Here is a 20,857-nt window from a genome sequence, read left to right as displayed (position 1 = left end):
GTTTTTTGCAGTATTGATCAAGAGGGTTACGTCAATGAGTGAACACATGACCTGTGATGAGCGCTTCATCGCTCTGGCACGGGAATTCGACTACGACATCTATGGCGAGAACACCGCAGGCGGGCATTACGCACCGCTGATTCGTCATCACGATGAACTGTATATCAGCGGTCTGGTGCCGCGCATGAACGGCAAAATCCACTACCCGGGACGGGTCGGACTGGAGCTCAACATGGCGGATGCGCAAGCGGCCGCGAGCATCAGTGCAATGCGGGGATTGGCGCTGATCGTGGATGCCATTGGTTCGCTGGACAAGATCAAATCCTTGATCCGGATAACAGTGTATGTGAAGTCCACGGCCGATTTTGTCGACCTCAGTGAAGTCGCCAACGGTGCGTCGGATGTGTTCAGTCATGTACTGGGTGATGCGGGGAAACATACGCGCACCACAGTCGGTGTTTATCAATTGCCGAAAAATGCGGCCATTGAAGTTGATATGATCGTGGCGCTGCGCCCGTCGGCGTTATAAATGAAGTTGTCCGGCTTTACACTGTTGAAGGGTTGGCCTAAGGTCGGGTGACTCAATTCGGCAGAATAAGTTGGAAACAGCTAATGAATAACGTTCAGGGTGCGTTTTTTTCATATAAGAACTTTCGCCAAAGTCTGGATCGGCAGCCGATCAAACCTCGTGTGTGGAAAAGTGCTGAACTTGGCGATATGCGTCAGGCCCTTGAGGCCAGCGACGTCGATATTGTTGCGCTGGCCCACGATAACACTGTCGAAGGTTGCCAACTGACACCCGGCATGGCGGTGTCCATGCAATGGCTGGTGCCGGGTTCGACGCTCGATGGCCATGTCCATGCCTGGTGGCATCTTTTTATCATCCAGTCCGGCAGCGGCGCCTTGTCCCTGGGGGATGCAGAGGAGGTAAACATCGGTCCCGGGGATGTATTGCTGGTGCCGGCATGGACCCGTCACGGCTTCGTCAACACCAGCACCACCGAGCCGCTGGCCATGCTCAACCTCAGCAACATGCCGCAGATGGCATTGCTATCCAATCACGCTGCCAACGTTGGCCTGACACCTCGCCCGCTGTAATTTCTTCTCAGTTGCACACCAGGGAGTCCGCCTACGCTGACTCCCTTTTTTGTTTGTACACCTCAAAAATGCTCTTTGGCGATTGATGTGCGCTGATTTCTGTATCGATAAAAACAGGTAATTTCTGTATCTGTTCAGCACTTAATCAACTTACTACGATCGCTTCAAATGCAACGGATTAATGTGTTTGGTGCAAGGGAGCGTTCTATGGAAAGTACGAAGTTAAAGCTGTATCTGGGTGCGGATTATGTCAGCGCTTTTGCCATGTCGGCGTTTGTGGCTTTAAAGGAGAAGCAACTTTCATTTGACTTGATCACGCTGGATTTAAAGGCGCGTGAAAACTATCTCGAAAGTTATAGAAATCTTTCTCTTACTTGCAAAATCCCAGTGCTGGTTCATGAAGGTTTTGCGCTTTCGGAATCTTCAGCCATTGCCGAATATCTGGAGGAGCTCGCTCCAGGTTCAAAAAGAATTTATCCGCAAGACATCAAGCAACGCGCCCGGGCCCGTCAACTGCAGGCCTGGTTGCGCAGCGATCTGCTCGTGGTGCGCAGGGAGCGCCCGTTCGATCTTGTGTACTTCGGCAAAAAAGACAATCCGCTGTCCGACGAGGCCCGGGCCGCGGTCGACCGTTTGTTCTTTGTGGCGGACCGCTTGCTGGAGGAGGGTGCCGATCACCTGTTTGGCGACTGGAGCATTGCCGACACCGACCTGGCGATCATGCTCAACCGACTGGTTGCCAATGGTGATCCGGTCCCGGCGCGCCTGGCGGCGTATGTGCAGCGCCAATGGGATCGCGACAGCGTCCGGGCCTGGATGGACATAGAGCGCAAAGCGCCAGCCATCCCGTAACCACCGCCAGCACAGACCAGGAGCGCTGCCATGCAAGGACTGTCGGAGCACGAAAGATACAAACCCTATAACTCCCGCACCATCCGCGACACGCCTTACTGGCAGCGGCTGACGCCGGCGTTGCAGGAGGCCATGACCGTGGTGGCCCGGGTCATGCCGTTTCGCACCAACGAATACGTGCTGGGAACACTGATCGACTGGAACAACATTCCGGACGATCCGATTTTCCGCATGACCTTTCCCCACAAGGACATGCTGCTGCCAGACGAGTACCAATCGCTCAAGCAGTTGATCGAGCAGGACGACAGCGCGGCCATCAAGCGAAGGATCGAGGCGATCTGGCTGCGCATGAACCCGCACCCGGCAGGGCAACTGACGCACAACGGCGTCACCCTCGACGGAAAAGTCCTGCCAGGCATTCAGCACAAGTACCGCGAGACCGTGCTGTTTTTCCCCGGTGCCGGTCAGACGTGTCATGCGTACTGCACCTTCTGTTTCCGTTGGGCGCAGTTCATCGGCGAAGAAGAACTCAAGTTCAATGCGCGCGAATCCCAGGAACTGGTGAGTTACCTGCGAGTGCACACCGAGGTCACCGACGTGCTGATCACCGGCGGCGACCCGCTGATCATGAACAGCCGATCCCTGGCCGGGTACATCGAGCCACTGCTGGAACTGCCCCACCTGAAAAGCATCCGCATCGGTACCAAGTCGGTGGCCTATTGGCCGCAACGATTCGTCAGCGACAAGGACGCGCCGCAGCTGCTGACGCTGTTCAAACGGATCGTCGCGGCCGGGAAAAACCTGTCGATCATGGGCCACTACAACCACCCGGTGGAGATCCGCCAGGACATCGCCCGTCAGGCTGTCGAACGCATCCGCTCCACGGGCGCCACCCTGCGCATGCAGGCGCCGGTGATCCGCCATATCAATGAAAACCCTGCCGATTGGGCGGCGCTATGGACCGAAGGCGTTCGGCTCGGGGCGGTGCCTTATTACATGTTCGTCGAGCGCGACACCGGCCCCAGCCATTACTTCGCGATGCCGCTGGCCCGGGCATTCGAAATCTTCCAGGCCGCGTACCGCACGGTGTCGGGCCTGGCGCGCACGGTGCGCGGGCCGTCCATGAGCACCTTCTACGGCAAGGTGCTGATCAATGGCATCGAGACCGTCGCCGGGGAAAAAGTCTTTGTCCTGCAGTTCCTCCAGGCCCGCGATCCGCAATGGGTGTTGCGCACCTTTTACGCGCGCTTCGACCCGCAGGTGACCTGGTTCGATGACTTGCAGCCCGCCTTTGGCGAGCGAAGGTTTTTCTTTCAGAACGAGCCTGAGCGGTTGCTTGAGTCAGCGCCCGAATTGATACCGGTCCTGCTGCAAACGGCGTAGGACGAATCTTGAACACAGGGGAGACAAGGACATGAGTGGTATCCCGTTTGATCAACGCGAAGGATGGATCTGGCTCGACGGCGAGTTCGTCGAGTGGTCGCAAGCGCGCCTGCATGTGCTCAGTCACGGCTTGCATTACGCGAGCACGGTGTATGAAGGGGAGCGCGTCTACAACGGCAAGATCTTCAAGCTGCGCGAACACAGTGAGCGTCTGTATCGCTCGGCGCAATTGATGGATTTCGCCATTCCGTTCGAACTGGCCGAACTGGAAGCGGCCAGCCATGAACTGCTGCAACGCAACAACGTCAGCGACGGTTACCTGCGACCCGTGGCCTGGCGCGGCAGCGAGATGATTTCCACCTCGGCGCGCTTCAACCGTGTGCATGTGGCCATCGCTTGCTGGCAATGGCCGAGCTATTTCGATCCGGCGGCGCGCATGGCCGGTATCCGGTTGAAGACCGCCACCTGGCGACGTCCACCGCCGAGCAGCAGTCCTTTTGAGGCCAAGGCGTCCGGGCATTACCAGATCGCCACACTGAGCAAGCACGACGCGGAAAACAGCGGTTACCACGACGCCTTGATGCTCGACTGGCGCGGCCACGTCGCCGAAGCCACCAGCGCCAACGTGTTCTTCGTCAAAGGCCGGACGCTGTACACGCCGGTGCCCGACTGTTTCCTCAACGGCATTACCCGGCAGACCGTGATCGAGCTGGCCAGGGCCCTGGATTACCAGGTGGTCGAAGCGACGATTCTGCCTGCGCAACTGGGCGACTTCGATGAGTGTTTTCTCACCGGCACCGCCGCCGAAATCACCCCCGTGCAAAGCATCGATGAGCAGCACTATCGACCGGGTGATGCCTGTCGCCAGTTCATTGCCGCGTACACCTCAACCGTAAACGCCTGATCAACCGCCAGGAATCACACCATGCCAAATCAAGGGATTGTTGCGTCCAAACCTTACGTCTCACTCGATCATCGCCATGAAGAATTGTCGACCCGTGGCTGGACTGTCCTGACCCCCGGCGAGTTCGCCCATGACGTGACCGGCACATTGCATGAGTTCGGCCCGGTCATTCCGCAGTTCAACGGGCAAGTGGCCTTTGCCATTACCCGCAAGCCGGGCTACGAAGACTTGCCGTACTCCCAGAGCATGAACGGCATCGGCCCGCATACCGAAGCGCCGGTATACGGACCGCCACCGCGTTACCTGGCTCTGCATTGTCACAAGCAGGCGACCTGCGGTGGCGGGCACACCGGGCTGGTGGACGGTTACGAATTCCTGAGGTCCCTGGAACGCAGTGAACCGGAGTTGCGCGAGTGGTTGAATGACACGCCGGTGGAGTTCGTCGCCACCGCCAAACCTGGCGAACCCGCGCAGTGCCGGGTCAAGGAGTACATCCTGACGCCGACAGAAGAGGGCGACATTTTCCGCTTCAGTTACAACCAGTTTCACTACGGCGATGTGAATCCTTCCAAGGAAGCCTTGCAGCAATCCCGGGTCGTCAACAGCACCTCGCCCCTGGCCCGGTTTGCAGCACTCGGCGAGGCGTATTTCGTTGAGCACAACATTCCGGTGCTGATTCCCGACGGGTGCATGCTGATTTGGGACAACTGGCGGATGATCCACGCCCGCAGCCGTTACACTGACCCGGCGCGCCACCTGACCCGCTATTGGCTGGCCTGATTTTTCCGTCGCCCTTCATTCTTTTGGCGTACCCCTTGTGGGTACGCGTCTTACAGGTATCGCATCATGCAAACAGCAATCGAGATCGCCAAGGTCGATCATCAACTGATCGTGCGGCTCAATCAGGCCTGGACCCGGCGCGCCACCGTCTGCTCGCCGGACAAGTGGTCGGTCGATGAAGTGTTCGACCCGGCGCGCCCGGATTACCCCGAGGGCATGGTGCCGTTTTTCCATCACCCCAAATTCCAGGCCTTGAGCGAAGCGCTCAAGAGCCGCGTGGTGACCTGGGGCTGGATCGGCTACAACCTGCGCACCGTCACCGCCGAAGAACACGTCGTGAATCCGGCACTGAGCGTCATTGCCAACCAGTACCTGGGCAAGGACGACTGGCATTTCCGCGAGGCGATGCAGCAAACCCTGATCGACGAGCATTACCACACGCTGATGCACCTGCGGGCCATCGAACGGACCAGGCTGGAGCGGGCGCTGGATCAGGATCTGGACTTGCCGCCGTCCGTCACTTATCTGCGCCTGCTGGCCCTGCGTGAAACGCTGACCGAGCAATGGCAGAAGGATCTGGCGGCGATCACCTTTGCGGTGGTGGCCGAGATCAGCGTCAACGCCTATCTGGACCTGCTGGCTGACGACCAGACCATCCAGCCGCAGAACCGTCGCGTGGCCGAACAGCACAATCGCGACGAGTACGCCCACAGCAAGGTGCTGGCCGAAGTGGCCAAGGTGATGTACGGCAACATGCAGCCGCCTCAGCGGGCATTTTTCGCTCGTACTTTGTCGCAAGCGCTGAGTGCCTTTATCGCCCAGGACTACTCGATGTGGGAGGCGATTCTGACGCAGCTTGGGGTCGAAGACGCCGCGCAGATCATTGCCGACACCCGCGAGAGCAACAAGAACGCCACCATCATGCGCGACTACAGCGGTCTGCATCGTCTGGCGCAGGATCTGGGCATCAGCGAGCAGATCGATTTCGATTTTCGTCCGACCCTCAAAACCACCGCAGCGGCCTGAACCCGGAGGCGCCCATGTCAGTTCCTGTGTACGAAGTGTTCGCCATCCGTGTCGGCGCCAATGCCCAGCGCACCGCACGGGAGAATTTCCTTTACGACGCCTGCTGTGGTGATCCCAATGCGCCGATGCCGCTGGATTACTACTTCTGGGTCATCCGCAACGAGCAGCAGGTGATCGTGGTCGACACCTGTTTTCAACCGGCCACGGCGGATCGGCGCAATCGTCAGATGTATCGCCTGCCGGAAGAATCCCTGCGGCAACTGGACATCGATCCGGCGCAGGTCGAGCACCTGATCCTGACGCATCTGCACTGGGACCATGCCGGCAATCTCGCCCTGTTTCCCAAGGCCACGGTGCATCTGCAGGAAGCGGAACTGCGCTTCTGCACCGGGCCGAAAATGGCTCATCGCACGGTGAATAAAACCTACGAGGTCGACGATGTGATGTCGGCGCTGCCGCCGTTGTTCGAAGGGCGGATGCGCTTGCACAGCGGTACGGTCGAGGTGATGCCCGGTGTGACGCTGCACCCCGTGGGAGGGCATACGCCCGGCAGTCAGGTGGTGCGGGTCAATACCGCGCGAGGATGGATCGTGCTGGCCTCGGACGCCGCGCATTTGTGGGTCAACATCCGTGAGCGCAGCCCGTTCCCGATCCTCGACGACCTGGCGCAGACCCTTGAAGCCTTCAGCGAAATCGACCGCCTGGCCGACAGCGAAGACCACGTGATTCCCGGTCACGACCCACTGATCGCCGAACGCTTCCCGCACTGGAACGACGACCCGCACATCATCAGCCTGCACCAGTCCCCGACCTGAAGAAAACCCAAACCAGTAGGAGCGAGCTTGCTCGCGATGGCGGCGGCACATTCACCATCGATGTGACTGACACGACGCCATCGCCGGCAAGCCAGCCCCCCCAGTTGATGGTGGTCGTGCTCGAATCCTGTGTTCAGTGACAATCCCCTGTGGGTTAGCCATGGTTCTTCAGGATACGGCCCAAGGTCTGCAGCGCCTCGTCGATTTTTGCTGAATACGGCGCTCCGCAGCCAATGCGCACGAAGTGATTGAAACGCCTGGCATTGGAAAAGATATCCCCAGGGGAAATCTGGATGCCGACCTTCAGCGCCTCATGGAAAAACGCCATGGCCGAGTGCTCGCGCGGCAGTTCCACCCACAGCAACGTACCGCCTTGCGGGTGGGTCACGCCGGTGCCTTCGGGAAAGTAGCGGGTGATGGCTGCGCTCATCTGCTGGCGCTGTTGTGTCAGGGTTTTGCGCAAACGCCGCAGGTAACGCTCATAGGACGGTGTCCCCATGAAGGCACTGACCGCCAGTTGCGACAACGCCTCGCAACAGCGGGTTTGGGTATGTTTGAGCATCTCCACGCGGTCGTGCCATCTCCCGGCGCTGATCCAGCCCAGGCGCAGGCCCGGCGCCAGGGTTTTGTTCAGTGAGGCGCAATAGATCAGGTTGCCGGTGCTATCCCAGTGCTTGAGCGTGGACAACGGCTGCTCGGTGTCCACCAGATCACCGTAGGTGTCGTCCTCGATCAGTACGGTGTTGTGTTCGGTGCACAACTGAACCAGCCGCGCCTTGTTGGCATCGGGCATGACGCTGCCCAGCGGGTTGTGCAGGTTGGGCATGACGATCAGCGCCTTGATCGGTTCCGGGCCTTGCAGCAGTTGTTCGAGGGCCAGCAGATTGATCCCGCTGTGGGGCGTGGCCGGGACTTCCAGCACCCGCAGATTCAGGCTTTCGAGAATTTGCAGCAGGCCGTAAAAGGTTGGCGATTCCACGGCCACGGTGTCGCCGGGCCGGGTCACGGCGCGCAATGCCAGATTGATCGCTTCGGTGGCACCGTTGGTGATCACGATGCGATCGGCCGTGAGGTTGGTCTTGGTGGTCAGCGCCCGGCGGGCCAGGATGTTGCGCAATGCGCTGTTGCCGCAGGTCGAGCCGGCGGCACCGAGCAAATGCTGATCGTGACGCAGCGCCTTGATCATGTTGTCTTGCAGGGTCTTGATCGGGTACAGCTCCGGTGCGCAGTAGGCACTGGCGAAATTGACCTTGATCGTCGCCCGCTGACTGGCCTTGAGCACCGAGGACACCTGTTCATGAATGCCGACATAGATCCCGGTGTCCAGAGGTGGTGGCGGGGCGGCGGGCGCGGGCTTGACCGGTGTGTCGGGCTGGCGGATGTAGTTGCCGGAACGTGGCCGTGCTTCCAGCACCCCGTAGTCTTCCAGCTCGCGGCACACCTGCACCGCGGTTGACAGGCTGACGGCGTGCTTTTCCATCATCAGCCGAATCGAGGGAAATCGTTCACCGGTTTTCAGGGTGCCGCTGCGGATGGCATCCAGGTAATGGTGGGCTAACTGACGATACAAGGGCGTCGTGTTCATGATGACCTCAGCAATCGCACCACTGAGGTCTTGAGCTGGAAAGTGAGTTGACGCCTTCCCGCAGGCGGACCCGTGGTGCTCAAGGGTTAAGGGAAGGTGGTTCTGGCGTCGATTCTGGAAGAGTAATCGCGGATTGCGAGGAATCACGGGCAATAAAAAGCCCCGCGCTGGGGCGGGGCTCTTAAATGAGGCGATGAGGTCTTGTGGCGAGGGGCTTGCCCCCTTGCTACAGGGCAAGCCGAGGGTGTATCGGATTACTGCGCGGCGATGCTGTAACCGTCGAACGCGGTTTGCTGCTGCAGGGCGGTGATGATGTTTTTGCGGTTGACCGCTTGTTCCGCGCCCGTGCTGTCCAGGAACGTTTCGCTTTCCAGCTCCGCTTCATCGCCTTCGCCAACGAAGGTAAAGCCCAGGAACTCCAGGGCTTCACGGTCAAGGTTCAAGCGCGAACGCGGGGTGCGCAGCGGCAGGGTCACGCTCATGCCGTCCTTGCTGATGGTGAACACTTCGACGTCTTTCTTGGCCCGCGCCGCCTTGCTCTTGCCGCTGCTCGGGTTGCTGATGGCCTGGTGCGTCTGGTTCAACACCTTCAACGCCAGCCCGTAAACGATCTCCTGAAACGCCGGGTCGTCCTTGAAGCTGGAGAGAATGCGGCTGATCGGGAACTTGCTGCTCAGGTCTTCCAGGGCTGCGATGTCGGCCGCTTCGGCGTCCTTGAGCTGCTTGAGCTGGCCCATCAGCTCGTAAGCCTTGTCATCGTCGAAGCTGTCGTGGGCCTGGCGAATCGCGGCGCGCAGCTCACGGATCTGATCGCTTTCACGGCTCGATTGAAAAGCGTCCAGGACCATCTCACTGATGGTTTTCGCCTGAGGCACGTGTTGTGAAAGATTGATGGAGTTTTCGTATTCCGCTTTGGACGACAAGGTGACTACGGATTCAGCGGTGTTGGAATCGGACATTGAAAATTCACTACTTCTTTTAACTTGAATAGAGGCGAGAAAGCACGGGGGCCTTTTCAGGCCGACTAATCTATTGGACCGGGGCGGCGTTGTCACGGATCAACAGGCGGCTGGTCATTTTTTGCACTTCTGTAGGCGCGAGCCTCGCGATGGAAGTCAACGATTACGCGCTCAAGCGGGATAAACGCGGTGCCCTGTAGGAGCGAGCCTGCTCGCGATGGACGTCAACGATTACACGTTCATGTTGGATGAACGCGTTGCCCGTGAGGCCATCGCGAGCAGGCTCGCTCCTACAGGGGCGGCGCAAATGCAAAAAGCCCCGGGTTCATAACGAAGCGGGGCCTTTGGTTTCGGTTGCGACATGTTTACCGATGCAACAGCTTCTGCGCCCGTTTGTCCGCCAGATGCTGCACCACCAACCGCCCGATCAGCACCAGCAGGGTCAGCGAGATCAACAACACCGAAATCGCCGCGACACTCGGGTCGACGTTATCGCGCAAGCCGCTCCAGATACGTTTGGGCAGGGTGTCGACGTTGACGCTGGTGATGAACAGCGTCACCGCCACCTCTTCCCACGACAGGGCGAACCCCAGCAGCGCGGTGGAGGCCAGGCCCAGTTTCAGGTTGGGCAGGATCACCATGAAGGTGGTCTGCATCAGGCTGGCGCCGAGGTTGCGCGAGGCCAGTTCGATGCGCCGGTCAATCTGGCTGAGGGCCACCAGCATGGTCACTACGCCGTATGGGACGACCATGATCACATGGGCAATCACCACGCCGGTCGGGGTGTCATAACCGATCCCCGGTGCGTAGCTGCCGAGTTTGGTTTCCATAAAGTACAGCACCAACGCGGAGATCACCGGCGGAATCGCCATCGGCAACAGCACCAGGCCGATCAGCGCCGTGGCCAGTTTCGAGCGCATGTACCAGATACCGAGGCTGAAGCTGGCAGCCAGCAACGTGGCGATGATGCTGGTGGCAAACGCGATGCTCAGGCTCTGGCTGATGGCATGGAACCAGTCAGGGTTGCTGACCAGCGCCTCGTAGTGGCGCAGCGACCAGTTGCCCTCGGGCATCGACAGGAAGCGTTTGCTGGTGAAGGACACCGGAATGACCGTCAGCAGCGGGAACAGCATGAAGGCCATGGCGATCACGGCCAGCAGCCGCGTACTCAGGCTTGTGCGATGGGTATTCATAGTGATCTCAGCCTACCAGTCGGTTCACGCGGGTCATTTTCAGCAACACCCAGATCAACGCGCTGACCAGGGCCAGCAGCACCACGCTCAGTGTCGCCCCCAGGCCCCAATTGCTGGTCTGGAACATTTGCAGGAACACGTATTCGGCGATCATTACCGTTTGCCCGCCGCCCAACAGCACCGGGGTGATGAAGAAGCCCAGGCAGAACACGAAGACCATGATGAAGGCACCCAGTATCCCCGGCAGGGTCTGCGGCAGCAGCACCTGCCAGAAGGTACGCAGGGCACCGGCACCCAGGCCGCGCGAGGCCATGAGCACCCGTTGATCCAGCTGGCGCATGGTCGACAGCAGCGGGAACACTGCGTACGGGATCATCACGTGCAGCATGCCGATGACCACCCCTATTTCATTGCGGCTCAGTTGCAGTGGCTGATCGATCAATCCCATGCCCATCAGGCCGTTGTTGAGTACGCCGTTGCTGCGCAGGGCGATCAACCAGCCAAAGGCCCGCACCAGCACGGAAATCCAGAACGGAATGAAGATGCAGATCTCCACCACCCGTTGCCAGAACGGCGGGCTGAACACCCAGCAGTACGCCAGCAGATAACCGATCACCAGGGCCAGGCAACTGACTGTCATGCACAGGCGCAGGGTGCGCCAGAGCATTTCGTGAATCGCCGGGTCGGTGGCGATGCGCTGGTATTGCTCGATGCCCGGCGTCGGCAGCGAGAAGCTCCAGCCGACCACACCGAGAAATGGCAGCACGTAGAAAATCAGCAGCAACACCGGCAGCGGAAACAGCAGCAAACCGCGCTCCAGGCCCGGCGAACTGAACCGGGGCTTGGGTTTGCTCAAGGTGGACGTCAGGGTCATGGTCATGATCGATGGCTCACTTGGACAGCCGCGTCAGGTACTCTTCCAGGGCTTTGGAGTAGTTGTCGGCGTACCACTGGGCGTTGAGGGCGATCTGTTTTTTCAGGTTGGCTTCGGAGGCGCAGTTGGCTTCCAGTTGCTTGGCCGTCATCATTTTTTCCGTGGCGCTGTTCGACGGTCCGTTGCCCAGCAGTTCAAAGAGTTTGAGCTGGCCTTCGGGTTGCAACGCTTGCTGGATGAACTGCATCGTCGGTTGCGTGCCGGCCGGGTTGCCGGAAAGCACCGCCCAACTGCTGGAGTTGATGAAGCCGTTGTCGAAGCTCCAGCGCACGCGGTTGTCGGTGTCTTCGCTGAGCAGCTTGGCGCGGGTGTGCCAGATCGCGCCGACCGACACTTCGCCGTCGACCATCAGTTGCTGGCTCTCGGCGCCCGAGCTCCAGAACGACAGCACGTGAGGTTTGATCTCGTCGATCTTCTTCATGGCCCGTGGCACGTCCAGCGGGTACAGCTGATCGGCCGGTACGCCGTCGGCGAGCAGCGCCGCTTCGAGCATCCCGTTCATCCACTTGTACAGGGTGCGTTTGCCGGGGAATTTCTTCACGTCCCAGAAATCGGCCCAGGTCTTGGGGCCGTTGTCGCCAAATTTGGCGCTGTCCCAAGCCATCACGTAGCTGAACTGGTAGCTGGCGATGCCGAAATCCGAGGCGAGCGCCGGGGCCACCTGGTCGCGCTTGATCAGGTTGTAGTCCAGCGGTTGCAGGATTTTTTCGCGGCCCAGCACGAGAGCGCTGTAGCTCTCGACGTCGACCACGTCCCAGCTCGGTTGGCCGCTGGCCAGTTGCGAGCGGATCGCGCCCTCGGTCGGGCCGGCGCCGTCGATGCGCACTTGAATGCCGGTGTTTTTGGTGAAGGTGTCGGTCCATGCCGAACGGAATGCATTCAGGGCATCGCCGCCCCAGTTGACCACCACCAGCGGCTTGTCGGCCGACCAGCTGATGCCGCTGCGCAGTGCCAGGGGCACCGCTGCCAGCAGGCCCATGGCCTGGATGAAGGTGCGACGGTTGATCTGGCCGTCACGGGCCTTTTCGATAAGCACTTCGATGCAGTCTTGTTGGTGATCCTGGCGCATGGACAAGTCCTCAGTCGGCGGGCACCTGCGTGGGCACCGGCCTTTTTGTTGTCGTTGGAAGAGAGCTTTGTGACGCAAATTTTTTCGGTGTCAGGCCTGTAGCAGGAAGCTTTGCTGCACCGGCCAGCTCAACCACACGGGCGCACCGCTGGGCATCGATGCGCCAGGGTGGTTGCCGGGCACGGAGAGGTTGATCGGCAAGGTATCGCCGCCGACCTTCAAGGCCAGGTGAGTGCTGGAGCCTTGATAGACCTTGTCGGTGAGCTGTGCAGGCATGACGTTGTAGCCGTCGCGGGTCGGGCACTCGCTGTGCAGTTCCATGTGCTCGGGGCGCACGGCCAGCACGATGGGCTCTTTGCTCAGGGGGGCCGGGGCGAGGGCATGGAGGATGCTGGTGCCGCAGCGGCCGCTGGCGGTGGGGCCGTTGCGGGACATGTCGGCCAGGGGGAACAGGTTCATCTTGCCAAGGAATTCGGCGACGAAACGGCTTTCGGGGCGGTTGTAGATGTTTTCCGGGGTGTCGACCTGCGTCAGCTTGCCATGGTTGAAAATCGCGATGCGCGACGACAGGGCCAGGGCTTCGTTCTGGTCGTGGGTGACGAAGACGAAACTGGTCCCGACCTGACGGTGGATGCGCTGCAATTCGGTTTGCAGCTGTTCGCGCAGGTTCTTGTCCAGTGCCGACAGTGGCTCGTCGAGCAGCAGCAGTTCCGGTTCGAACACCAGCGCCCGGGCAATCGCCACACGCTGTTGCTGACCGCCGGACATTTCAGCGGGTTTCTTGTGCATGTGCGCACCGAGGCCGACCACATCAAGAATGTGCTTGACCCGACGCTGGCGTTCTTCGGCCGCGACTTTGCGGATGCGCAACGGATAGGCGACGTTGTCCGCCACGGTCATGTGCGGGAACAGCGCATAACCCTGGAACACCATGCCGTAGTTCCGCTTCTCGGCCGAGCGCTTGATGATGTCGACGCCTTGCTCCATCAGCTTGCCCGATGTCGGGCTGAGAAAGCCGGCCAGGATCATCAGCAAGGTGGTTTTGCCCGAGCCGGAAGGACCCAGCAGGGTAAGAAATTCGCCTTGGCGAACGTCAAGATCGACGTTATCCAGCGCCGCGAAACGACCGTAATACTGGCTGATACCTTGTGCGCTGAGCTGAATCGCTGAACGGCTGGACACGATGAGGTTCCTCTTTTTATTGCCCATAAGACGTACGAGGACGGATGCGAATCCGAAATGGGCTTTGGGCTTATTATTGTTAAAAATATCGCTACATCAATGGAATTATTTTGCGCCTATTGGTTAGTTTTATTACTCAATTGCGGCGTGTTTTTGCGCCAGGAAAGTCGACCCTTACAGGAGCGGGCTTGCCCGCGATGGGGCCGGCACATTCAGCATCAATGCCGCCTGACACACCGCCATCGCTGGCAAGCCAGCTCCCACAGAATTTGGGGCGTTCACGGACTCGGCGTACATCCACGAACACTGTGGGAGCGGGCTTGCCCGCGATGGGGCCGGCACATTCAGCATCAATGCCGCCTGACACACCGCCATCGCTGGCAAGCCAGCTCCCACAGAATTTGGGGCGTTCACGGACTCGGCGTACATCCACGAACACTGTGAGAGCGTGGCTTGCCCGCGATGGGGCCAGCCCATTCAACATGGCCAGCGCCTGACACACCGCGTGGTTCCTACAGGGTGTCCTGCCAGGTCTGGTGCGAGGATTGAAGCTGGGTCTTGACCCAGTTGCTGAAGGCCTGGACCGCTGCGCGGTCGGCTTTTTGCGGGTCGGCGGCCAGGTAGTAGCCACGGTGCAGGTCGATGGTGATGTCGAATGGGCGCACCAGCAGCCCCTTGGACAAGGCATCGCCGCTGATCAGGTTGTCACCGATGGCGATGCCCTGGCCGGCAATGCAGGCGGACTGCGCGCAGTGTGCGTCGGAGAACAGAATGCCGCTGACCGCGTTGACCCCTGAGGCCCCGGCGGCGGTCAGCCAGACGCGCCAGTCGGAGTAGTCGGTCATGTGCAACAACGGGTAATTGCTCAGTTCCTGCGGGCTTTTGAGCCCGCCCAATGCGTTGATCAGCCGTGGGCTGCACACCGGGAAGAAGCGCAAGGCCACGATTTCTTCAACGATCATTTCCGGCCAGTCGCCAATCCCGTAGGCAATGAACAGATCGACATTCGGATTATGAGTGTCGTCCGGGGTGCGCGGTGAAATCAGCTGCAATTGCACTTGCGGGTACTGCCGCAAAAACGCGCCGATGTGGTGGCACAGCCAATAGGTGGCGAATCCCGGTGCGCAACTGATGCACAGCCGACCGGAGACTTCCTGGTCGCCGACCAACTGACCGGCATCGAGCAGGTTCAACAGAATCCCGTGCACCTCCCGGGCATAACGTTCGCCTTGCCAGGTCAGGCCGATGCCCCGGCCAATGCGCTCGGTCAGGGCAAAACCGACGCATTCCTCCAGCTTGCTGATCTGGTGGCTGATGGCGCTTCGAGTCAGGTTCAGTTCACGGGCCGCGACCGACACGCTGCCGAGGCGGGCAACCGCGTCCAGGGCGCGCAGGGCTGTCATCGATGGAAAACGCATAAATCATCCCGCTCAATAGTTAAAAAAACCAAATACGACACGCCCCCCCTGTGGCGAGGGAGCTTGCTCCCGCCGGGTCGCGCAGCGGCCCCCATTGCATCGGTCAGCCGAGCCATCCACCTGCGGCACAGTCCAGCTTCCCACCACAAAGGTCAGAGCTATATGGTGACGTAAATTGAACAGTCAGGCCAAAAAAAATCGATTGTTGTATTGGTTGGTTCAACAATACTAGCCCAACTTGTCATCGGGTCGCTCTGGCCCATCATCAAAGAGGTGCTGCATGACCCGTTGTGCCGAGGCGCTCGTTCAGTTGCTGGAAGGCTATGGCGTGGAACACGTCTTCGGCATTCCCGGCGTGCACACCGTCGAGCTTTATCGTGGCTTGCACGGCAGCCGTTTGAAGCACATCAGCCCGCGTCACGAACAGGGCGCCGGCTTCATGGCCGATGGTTACGCACGGGCCAGTGGCAAGCCAGGGGTGTGCTTCATCATCACCGGCCCCGGCATGACCAATATCCTCACCGCCATGGGCCAGGCCTACGCGGACTCGGTGCCGATGCTGGTCATTTCCACCTGCAATCGCCGCGAACACCTGCGCCTGGGCCATGGCCACCTGCATGAACTGCCGGACCAGCGTACGTTGGTCGCTGGCGTTTGTGCCTTCAGTCACACGTTGCAGCACCCGGACCAATTGCCCGAAGTGCTGGCGCGGGCCTTTGCCTTGTTTGGCTGCACCCGGCCGCGTCCGGTGCACATCGAGATACCGCTGGACGTGCTGGAAATGTCCGCCGACGGCCTGGACCTGCGCCCGCGTCCATTGCCCGCGGCACCGGCCCCGGCCCCCGAAGCCATCGAGGCCGCGGTCAGCTTGCTCAGCCACGCACAACGACCCTTGATCCTCGCCGGTGGTGGCGCGCGTCGTTCCAGCGAAACCCTGACCTTGCTCGCCGAACGGTTGCAGGCGCCGGTCGCGCTGACCACCAACGCTCGCGGTCTGCTGGCCCCCGACCATCCCTTGCTGCTCGACGGCGTGCAGTCCTCGGCCCATGGCCGCGAGCTGTTCGCCGAGGCGGACGTGGTGCTGGCCGTCGGCACCGAACTGGGGGAAACCGACTATGACTTTTTCGGCCTCGGCCCCTTGGCGTTCAAGGCGCCGCTGATCCGCCTGGACATCGACCCCCTGCAAGTGCTCGGCGTGCAAGCGGCGGCGGTGGGGCTGCTGGGGGATGCCGAACAAGGCCTGCGCGCGTTGTTGGCGCGATTGCCGCAACGCCAGGCTGACCCCGCGTGGGCCGGTGATCGGGTGACGCGAGTCAATGCCGTCGAACACGCTGGCTGGAGTGCCAAACAGTGTCGTCTGCAAGCACTGCTCGATACCGTCCGTGATGCGCTGCCGCAACCCTTGATCGTCGGCGACTCGACTCAACCGGTGTATCAGGGAGCCTTGGGCTACCGGGCACCGACGCCCAACAGTTGGTTCAACGCCGGCAGCGGCTACGGCACCCTGGGCTACGGCTTGCCCGCGGCCATCGGCGCCAAGCTGGCCCAGCCGTTGCGTCCGGTGGTGGCATTGGTGGGGGACGGTGGCCTGCAGTTTTCCAGCGCCGAACTGATCGCCGCCAAAGAGGCCGGCGCAGGGGTGACCCTGCTGCTGTGGAACAACACCAGCTATGCGGAAATCCGCGACTACATGAACGCCCGCGAGGTGCCGTTGCTGGGGGTCGACATCCTCACGCCGGACTTTGCCGCACTGGCGCAAAGCTGCCATGTCGTCCATCACCGGGCGGGCAATCTCGCCGGTTTGCGAGCGCTGCTTGGCCAACTCGGCGATACCCGCGAACCGCTGATGATCGAGGTCGACGCCACGACTTTCCTGGCGGATTGAACGCTGGCTAAAACAACAACAATTTTTCAGGTCCCCGACATGCCAAGCGCACGGTGGATCTTCCTACTGCCCTGAACTCAAAGGTGGCTTACATGGCTGAGTCCGACAACTTCTCTTCTACCCATTCCGTACAAGGGACCTACGCCGACCTGATCCTCGCCAACGGTCGAATCTACACCCAGGACCCGGCCAACCCCTGGGCCGAGGCGCTGGCGATCCGCGACGGTAAGTTGATCGGCGTCGCCAGCCTCGGCGCGCTTGAAGCCTTCAAAGGGCCGAACACCCGGGTGCACGATCTGCAAGGCGCCTTTTGCATGCCCGGCCTGCACGACATGCACACCCACCCCGACCTCGCACTGGCACCGCGCTACAGCGACGACCTCGACGTCGGTATCGAAGACCCGACGCCAGAGCAACTGCGCGAAAGCATCCTCGCCTATGCCGACAGCCATCCGGGCGATGGCTGGATCTACGGTCAGTACTGGGTGCGCTACACCTTTCGCGAGGCCGGTTTGACCCCGGGCCGCGCCTGGCTCGACAGCGTCATGCCGGACCGTCCCGTGGCGCTGCTCGACCGCATGTGGGGCACCATGATGGTCAACTCCAAGGCCCTGGAACTGGCCGGGATCGACCGCCATACCGCCGACCCGCGCAACGGTTATTTCGAACGTGATGACCTGACCGGCGAACCCACCGGCCTGATGATCGACGGTGCCTACGCGATGATCCACGCCGCCATGCCACCGACCCCGGTCAGCGTGCTGCGCCGCGCCTATCGCGATGGCGTGCATTTCCAGAGTTCGCGCGGCGTTACGGCGAGCAAGTACGTGCACGTCTGCGAACAGCGCTTGCAGGCCCTGAAGGAACTGGATGACAGCGGTGAACTGACCGTGCGCATCGAAGCCGCGATCAGTTGGCAGGACGACATTTTCCCGGTGCGCCGTCGCTGGGAACTGCTGGCGGGCGAACGTCACTACTACCGCAGCGCGCGCCTGAGTGCCAACGCGGTGAAGTTCCACTTCGACGGCACGGTCGAGCCGAAATCCTCGTACCTGCTGACGCCATGGCCGCAAGAGTCGAGCTGGCGCGGCAAGCTCAACCTGACCCCCGAGCACATCACCGACATGGTGGTGGACATGGACCGCAAGGGCATCCGCGTGATCGCCCACTGCACCGGTGACGGCGCGTCGGACGTGTTCCTCGACGCCGTGGCCGAGGCCCGCCGTCGCAACGGTTTCAGTGGCGTGCGCCACCAGTGCGCCCACAGCACCTTGCTGCACCCCGGCAACCTGCCGCGCTTCAAGGAACTGAACGTCATCGCCGAATTTTCCCCGGCGGCCTGGTACCCGACGCCATTCGCCAGCGGCGCGCGTTCCGGTTACGGCCAGGAACGCCTCAAGCGCATCTACGACTTCAAAGGCGTGCTTGAAGCCGGCGGCACGGCGGTCATGGGCACCGACTGGCCGGTGGCGTCCATCGACCCATGGCTGGCGCTGGAAACCATGGTCACCCGGCAGAACCCATGGAACGACGACCCGGCGTGCTTCGGCGATCCGATCAGTCTTGAGCAGGCGTTGAACGTGATCACCCGCAACGGTGCCGTGGCCATGGGCCTGGAAAAAACCACCGGCAGCCTGGAAGTCGGCAAGTCAGCGGACCTGATCGTGATCGACCGTGACCTGTTCGCCGAACCGGCGCGCAACTACATCCACCAGACTCAGGTGCTGCTGACCTTCGTCGACGGGCAACTGGTCTACGACCGTCATTCGACGCTGCAAGCGCTGGGGCTCAAAGCGGTCTGGCAGGGCGAGCCTCCCGTGCTGGAGGGCAAGGCGTGATGGATGCACAACGTATTGCCGTGACCGTGGTGTCGGGGTTTCTCGGCGCCGGTAAAACCACCTTGCTCAACCGCATGGTGCGCCGTGCGCAGGGCAGTCGCCTGGCCGTCATCGTCAACGATTTCGGTGAGTTGAACATCGATGCGGCCATCGTTTCCGAAGTCACGGATGCCGTGTACAGCCTGCAAAACGGCTGCATCTGCTGCACCGTGCAGGAAGACTTGCTGGCGCAGCTCGGCAGCCTGGCGCAACTGGAGCCGCGGCTGGAGCGCATCGTCATCGAATGCAGCGGCGTGTCCGACCCGCAGCGCATCGTGCAAACCCTGGCCTACCCGCAACTGCGCAGTCAGATGCAACTGGACATGGTCATCACCGTGGTCGACGCCACCCGTCACCTGCAACTCGAAGGTGAATATGCGCGACTGGCTCGGGCGCAGGTGGCGGCCGCCGATTTGTTGCTGTTGAACAAGACCGATCTGGTCGACGAACAACAATTGCAGGCGTTGCGTGAAGCCCTGGGGCAGAGGACTCGGGTGCACGAAAGCGTGCAGTCGCAGTTGCCGGATGCACTGTGGCTGGACACCGAACTGGAGCTTGAGCCTCGGACGCTCAAGCCGCTGACGCGGGTGTCGGACGACGATCACGGTGAAATGTTCAGCAGCTGGTTGTGGCAGAGCGATGCGGCACTGGATGTCGAGGGCTTGCGCGGCTGGTTGCAGGCGTTGCCCAGCGACGTTTTTCGGGTCAAGGGACTGGTGGTGCTGGCGCAGGGCAACAAGGCTCATTGGTTGCAGCATGTTGGCACCCGCAGTCAGTTTCTGCCGGCTACCGATGAGGCCCAGGCCCGCGTGACGCGTCTGGTGTTCATCGCTCGCCGTGGCTTCGACGGCTGGGACGCGTTGGGGCAAGGGCTGGACGCTTGCAAGGTGGTGCGCCCATGAGCCCGATAGAGCAACGTTTACGCGAGGAACTGGCCGCCTGTTATCGATTGGTGGCGCACTTTCGCATGACCGATCTGATTTTTACCCATATCTCGGTACGTATCCCCGGGCCGGAGCATCATTTTCTGATCAATCCGTATGGGTTGATGTTCGATGAGATCACCGCGTCCAATCTGGTGAAAATCGATTTGAACGGGCAGGCCGTGGAGCCGTCGCCGTTCCCGGTGAACCCGGCCGGGTTTGTGATTCACAGCGCGATTCATGGCGCCCGTGAGGATGCGCAATGCGTACTGCATACCCACACCAAATCCGGCTGCGCGGTGGCCGCGTTGAAGTGCGGCTTGCTGCCGGTGAATCAGATTTCCATGGAGTTCTATGGTCGGGTTGCTTATCACGACTACGAAGGCGTGGCGCTGGATTTGAGCGAGCAGGAGCGGCTGGTGGCAGACATGGGGGACAAGCCGGTGCTGATGCTGCGCAACCATGGTTTGTTAACCGTCGGCGAAACCGTGGGGCAGGCGTTCATGCGCATGTACTACCTGGAAAAAGCCTGCGACATCCAACTGGCCGCGCAGGCCGCCGGCGAGTTGGTACTGCCACCGGCTGAAGTCTGTGAGCACACCGAGCGCCAGTTCAATGACCCTGGCCGAGCGCTGGATGAAGGTGAACTGAACGACCCGGATGCGATGCAGTTGGCCTGGGCGGCGTTGTTGCGCTTGCTGGAGCGGGTGGCTCCGGGGTATCGGGATTGATCCGGATCTTCAGTTGTCAGGGATGACGCCATCGCGGGCAAGCCGCGCTCCCACAGGGTTTGTGGGTGTAGCCGGAATGGGTGAGCGGCCTAGAACCACAGTGTGAGCGAGCCTGCTCGCGATGGCGGTGTGTCAGGCAACGTAGAGATTGAATGTGCCGACGCCATCGCCGGCAAGCCAGCTCCCACAGGATTTGTGGGTGTAGCCGGAATGGGTGAACGACCGAGATCCCTGTGGGAGCGA

At 60.9% G+C, this 20,857-nt stretch carries 19 protein-coding genes; 12 read left to right on the top strand and 7 right to left on the bottom strand.

Annotated elements, in window-relative coordinates; genetic code table 11:
* Positions 1–34: 34 nt before the first annotated feature.
* The 8 genes from F7R06_RS19730 (at position 35) to F7R06_RS19695 (ending at position 6,858) form a co-directional block, all read left to right on the top strand.
* A complete protein-coding gene (locus tag F7R06_RS19730; RefSeq protein WP_090316359.1) occupies positions 35–529 on the top strand; it encodes a RidA family protein in 495 nt (164 codons plus the stop codon).
* 83 nt (positions 530–612) lie between these two features.
* Complete coding sequence (locus F7R06_RS19725; RefSeq protein WP_090316361.1) at positions 613–1,098, top strand: cupin domain-containing protein; 486 nt, start codon at positions 613–615, stop codon at positions 1,096–1,098.
* Positions 1,099–1,305: 207 nt separating this feature from the next.
* Positions 1,306–1,950, top strand: a complete 645-nt coding sequence (gene yfcF / locus F7R06_RS19720) for a glutathione transferase (protein WP_090316364.1) — start codon at positions 1,306–1,308, stop codon at positions 1,948–1,950.
* Between the two features lie 30 nt (positions 1,951–1,980).
* Entirely contained in the window at positions 1,981–3,333 is a 1,353-nt protein-coding gene (locus tag F7R06_RS19715) for a KamA family radical SAM protein (RefSeq protein ID WP_090316367.1), read from the top strand.
* A 31-nt stretch (positions 3,334–3,364) separates the two neighbouring features.
* Positions 3,365–4,237 carry a branched-chain amino acid aminotransferase gene (locus F7R06_RS19710; protein WP_090316370.1) on the top strand — a complete coding sequence of 291 codons (873 nt, stop codon included), beginning with the start codon at positions 3,365–3,367 and terminating at the stop codon, positions 4,235–4,237.
* A gap of 21 nt (positions 4,238–4,258) precedes the next feature.
* Positions 4,259–5,017, top strand: coding sequence for a TauD/TfdA family dioxygenase (locus F7R06_RS19705; protein ID WP_090316373.1), 759 nt, complete (start codon positions 4,259–4,261; stop codon positions 5,015–5,017).
* A 66-nt stretch (positions 5,018–5,083) separates the two neighbouring features.
* Positions 5,084–6,043, top strand: coding sequence for a diiron oxygenase (locus tag F7R06_RS19700; protein ID WP_090316375.1), 960 nt, complete (start codon positions 5,084–5,086; stop codon positions 6,041–6,043).
* A 14-nt stretch (positions 6,044–6,057) separates the two neighbouring features.
* Positions 6,058–6,858, top strand: a complete 801-nt coding sequence (locus tag F7R06_RS19695; RefSeq protein WP_090316378.1) for an N-acyl homoserine lactonase family protein — start codon at positions 6,058–6,060, stop codon at positions 6,856–6,858.
* A 154-nt stretch (positions 6,859–7,012) separates the two neighbouring features.
* Here F7R06_RS19695 and F7R06_RS19690 read toward each other — a convergent pair whose 3' ends face one another.
* The 7 genes from F7R06_RS19690 to F7R06_RS19655 all read right to left on the bottom strand — a co-directional run bounded on the left by F7R06_RS19690 (position 7,013) and on the right by F7R06_RS19655 (position 15,198).
* The gene (locus tag F7R06_RS19690; protein WP_090316381.1) at positions 7,013–8,443 is read right to left on the bottom strand and encodes an aminotransferase-like domain-containing protein; all 1,431 of its coding nucleotides are present in this window, start codon (positions 8,441–8,443) and stop codon (positions 7,013–7,015) included.
* 254 nt (positions 8,444–8,697) lie between these two features.
* Positions 8,698–9,402, bottom strand: a complete 705-nt coding sequence (locus F7R06_RS19685) for a hypothetical protein (protein WP_090316384.1) — start codon at positions 9,400–9,402, stop codon at positions 8,698–8,700.
* A gap of 365 nt (positions 9,403–9,767) precedes the next feature.
* Positions 9,768–10,595, bottom strand: coding sequence for an ABC transporter permease (locus F7R06_RS19680; protein WP_090316387.1), 828 nt, complete (start codon positions 10,593–10,595; stop codon positions 9,768–9,770).
* Positions 10,596–10,602: 7 nt separating this feature from the next.
* On the bottom strand, positions 10,603–11,475 hold the full coding sequence (locus F7R06_RS19675) for an ABC transporter permease (RefSeq protein WP_090316390.1): 873 nt from the start codon (positions 11,473–11,475) through the stop codon (positions 10,603–10,605).
* A gap of 10 nt (positions 11,476–11,485) precedes the next feature.
* Positions 11,486–12,598: an ABC transporter substrate-binding protein gene (locus F7R06_RS19670; protein WP_090316393.1), complete on the bottom strand. Its 1,113-nt coding sequence runs from the start codon at positions 12,596–12,598 to the stop codon at positions 11,486–11,488.
* 90 nt (positions 12,599–12,688) lie between these two features.
* Positions 12,689–13,780, bottom strand: coding sequence for an ABC transporter ATP-binding protein (locus F7R06_RS19665; RefSeq protein ID WP_090316396.1), 1,092 nt, complete (start codon positions 13,778–13,780; stop codon positions 12,689–12,691).
* Between the two features lie 512 nt (positions 13,781–14,292).
* A complete protein-coding gene (locus F7R06_RS19655) occupies positions 14,293–15,198 on the bottom strand; it encodes a LysR substrate-binding domain-containing protein (protein WP_090316402.1) in 906 nt (301 codons plus the stop codon).
* Positions 15,199–15,478: 280 nt separating this feature from the next.
* Here F7R06_RS19655 and F7R06_RS19650 point away from each other — a divergent pair, with 280 nt between their 5' ends.
* The 4 genes from F7R06_RS19650 to F7R06_RS19635 all read left to right on the top strand — a co-directional run bounded on the left by F7R06_RS19650 (position 15,479) and on the right by F7R06_RS19635 (position 20,614).
* Entirely contained in the window at positions 15,479–17,083 is a 1,605-nt protein-coding gene (locus tag F7R06_RS19650) for a 5-guanidino-2-oxopentanoate decarboxylase (protein ID WP_090316405.1), read from the top strand.
* Between the two features lie 92 nt (positions 17,084–17,175).
* Positions 17,176–18,921, top strand: coding sequence for an amidohydrolase (locus F7R06_RS19645; protein ID WP_090316408.1), 1,746 nt, complete (start codon positions 17,176–17,178; stop codon positions 18,919–18,921).
* Positions 18,921–19,862 carry a CobW family GTP-binding protein gene (locus F7R06_RS19640; protein ID WP_090316411.1) on the top strand — a complete coding sequence of 314 codons (942 nt, stop codon included), beginning with the start codon at positions 18,921–18,923 and terminating at the stop codon, positions 19,860–19,862. The genes F7R06_RS19645 and F7R06_RS19640 overlap by 1 nt, the downstream gene beginning before the upstream one ends.
* Positions 19,859–20,614, top strand: a complete 756-nt coding sequence (locus tag F7R06_RS19635) for a class II aldolase/adducin family protein (RefSeq protein ID WP_090316414.1) — start codon at positions 19,859–19,861, stop codon at positions 20,612–20,614. Before F7R06_RS19640 ends, F7R06_RS19635 begins: the two co-directional genes overlap by 4 nt.
* Positions 20,615–20,857: the final 243 nt, after the last annotated feature.

The sequence above is a fragment of the Pseudomonas moorei genome, assembly GCF_008801475.1.
In the GTDB taxonomy this organism is placed as follows: domain Bacteria; phylum Pseudomonadota; class Gammaproteobacteria; order Pseudomonadales; family Pseudomonadaceae; genus Aquipseudomonas; species Aquipseudomonas moorei.
Note: the sequence above shows the minus strand (reverse complement) of the source record. Positions and strands in the feature narration are given on the sequence as shown.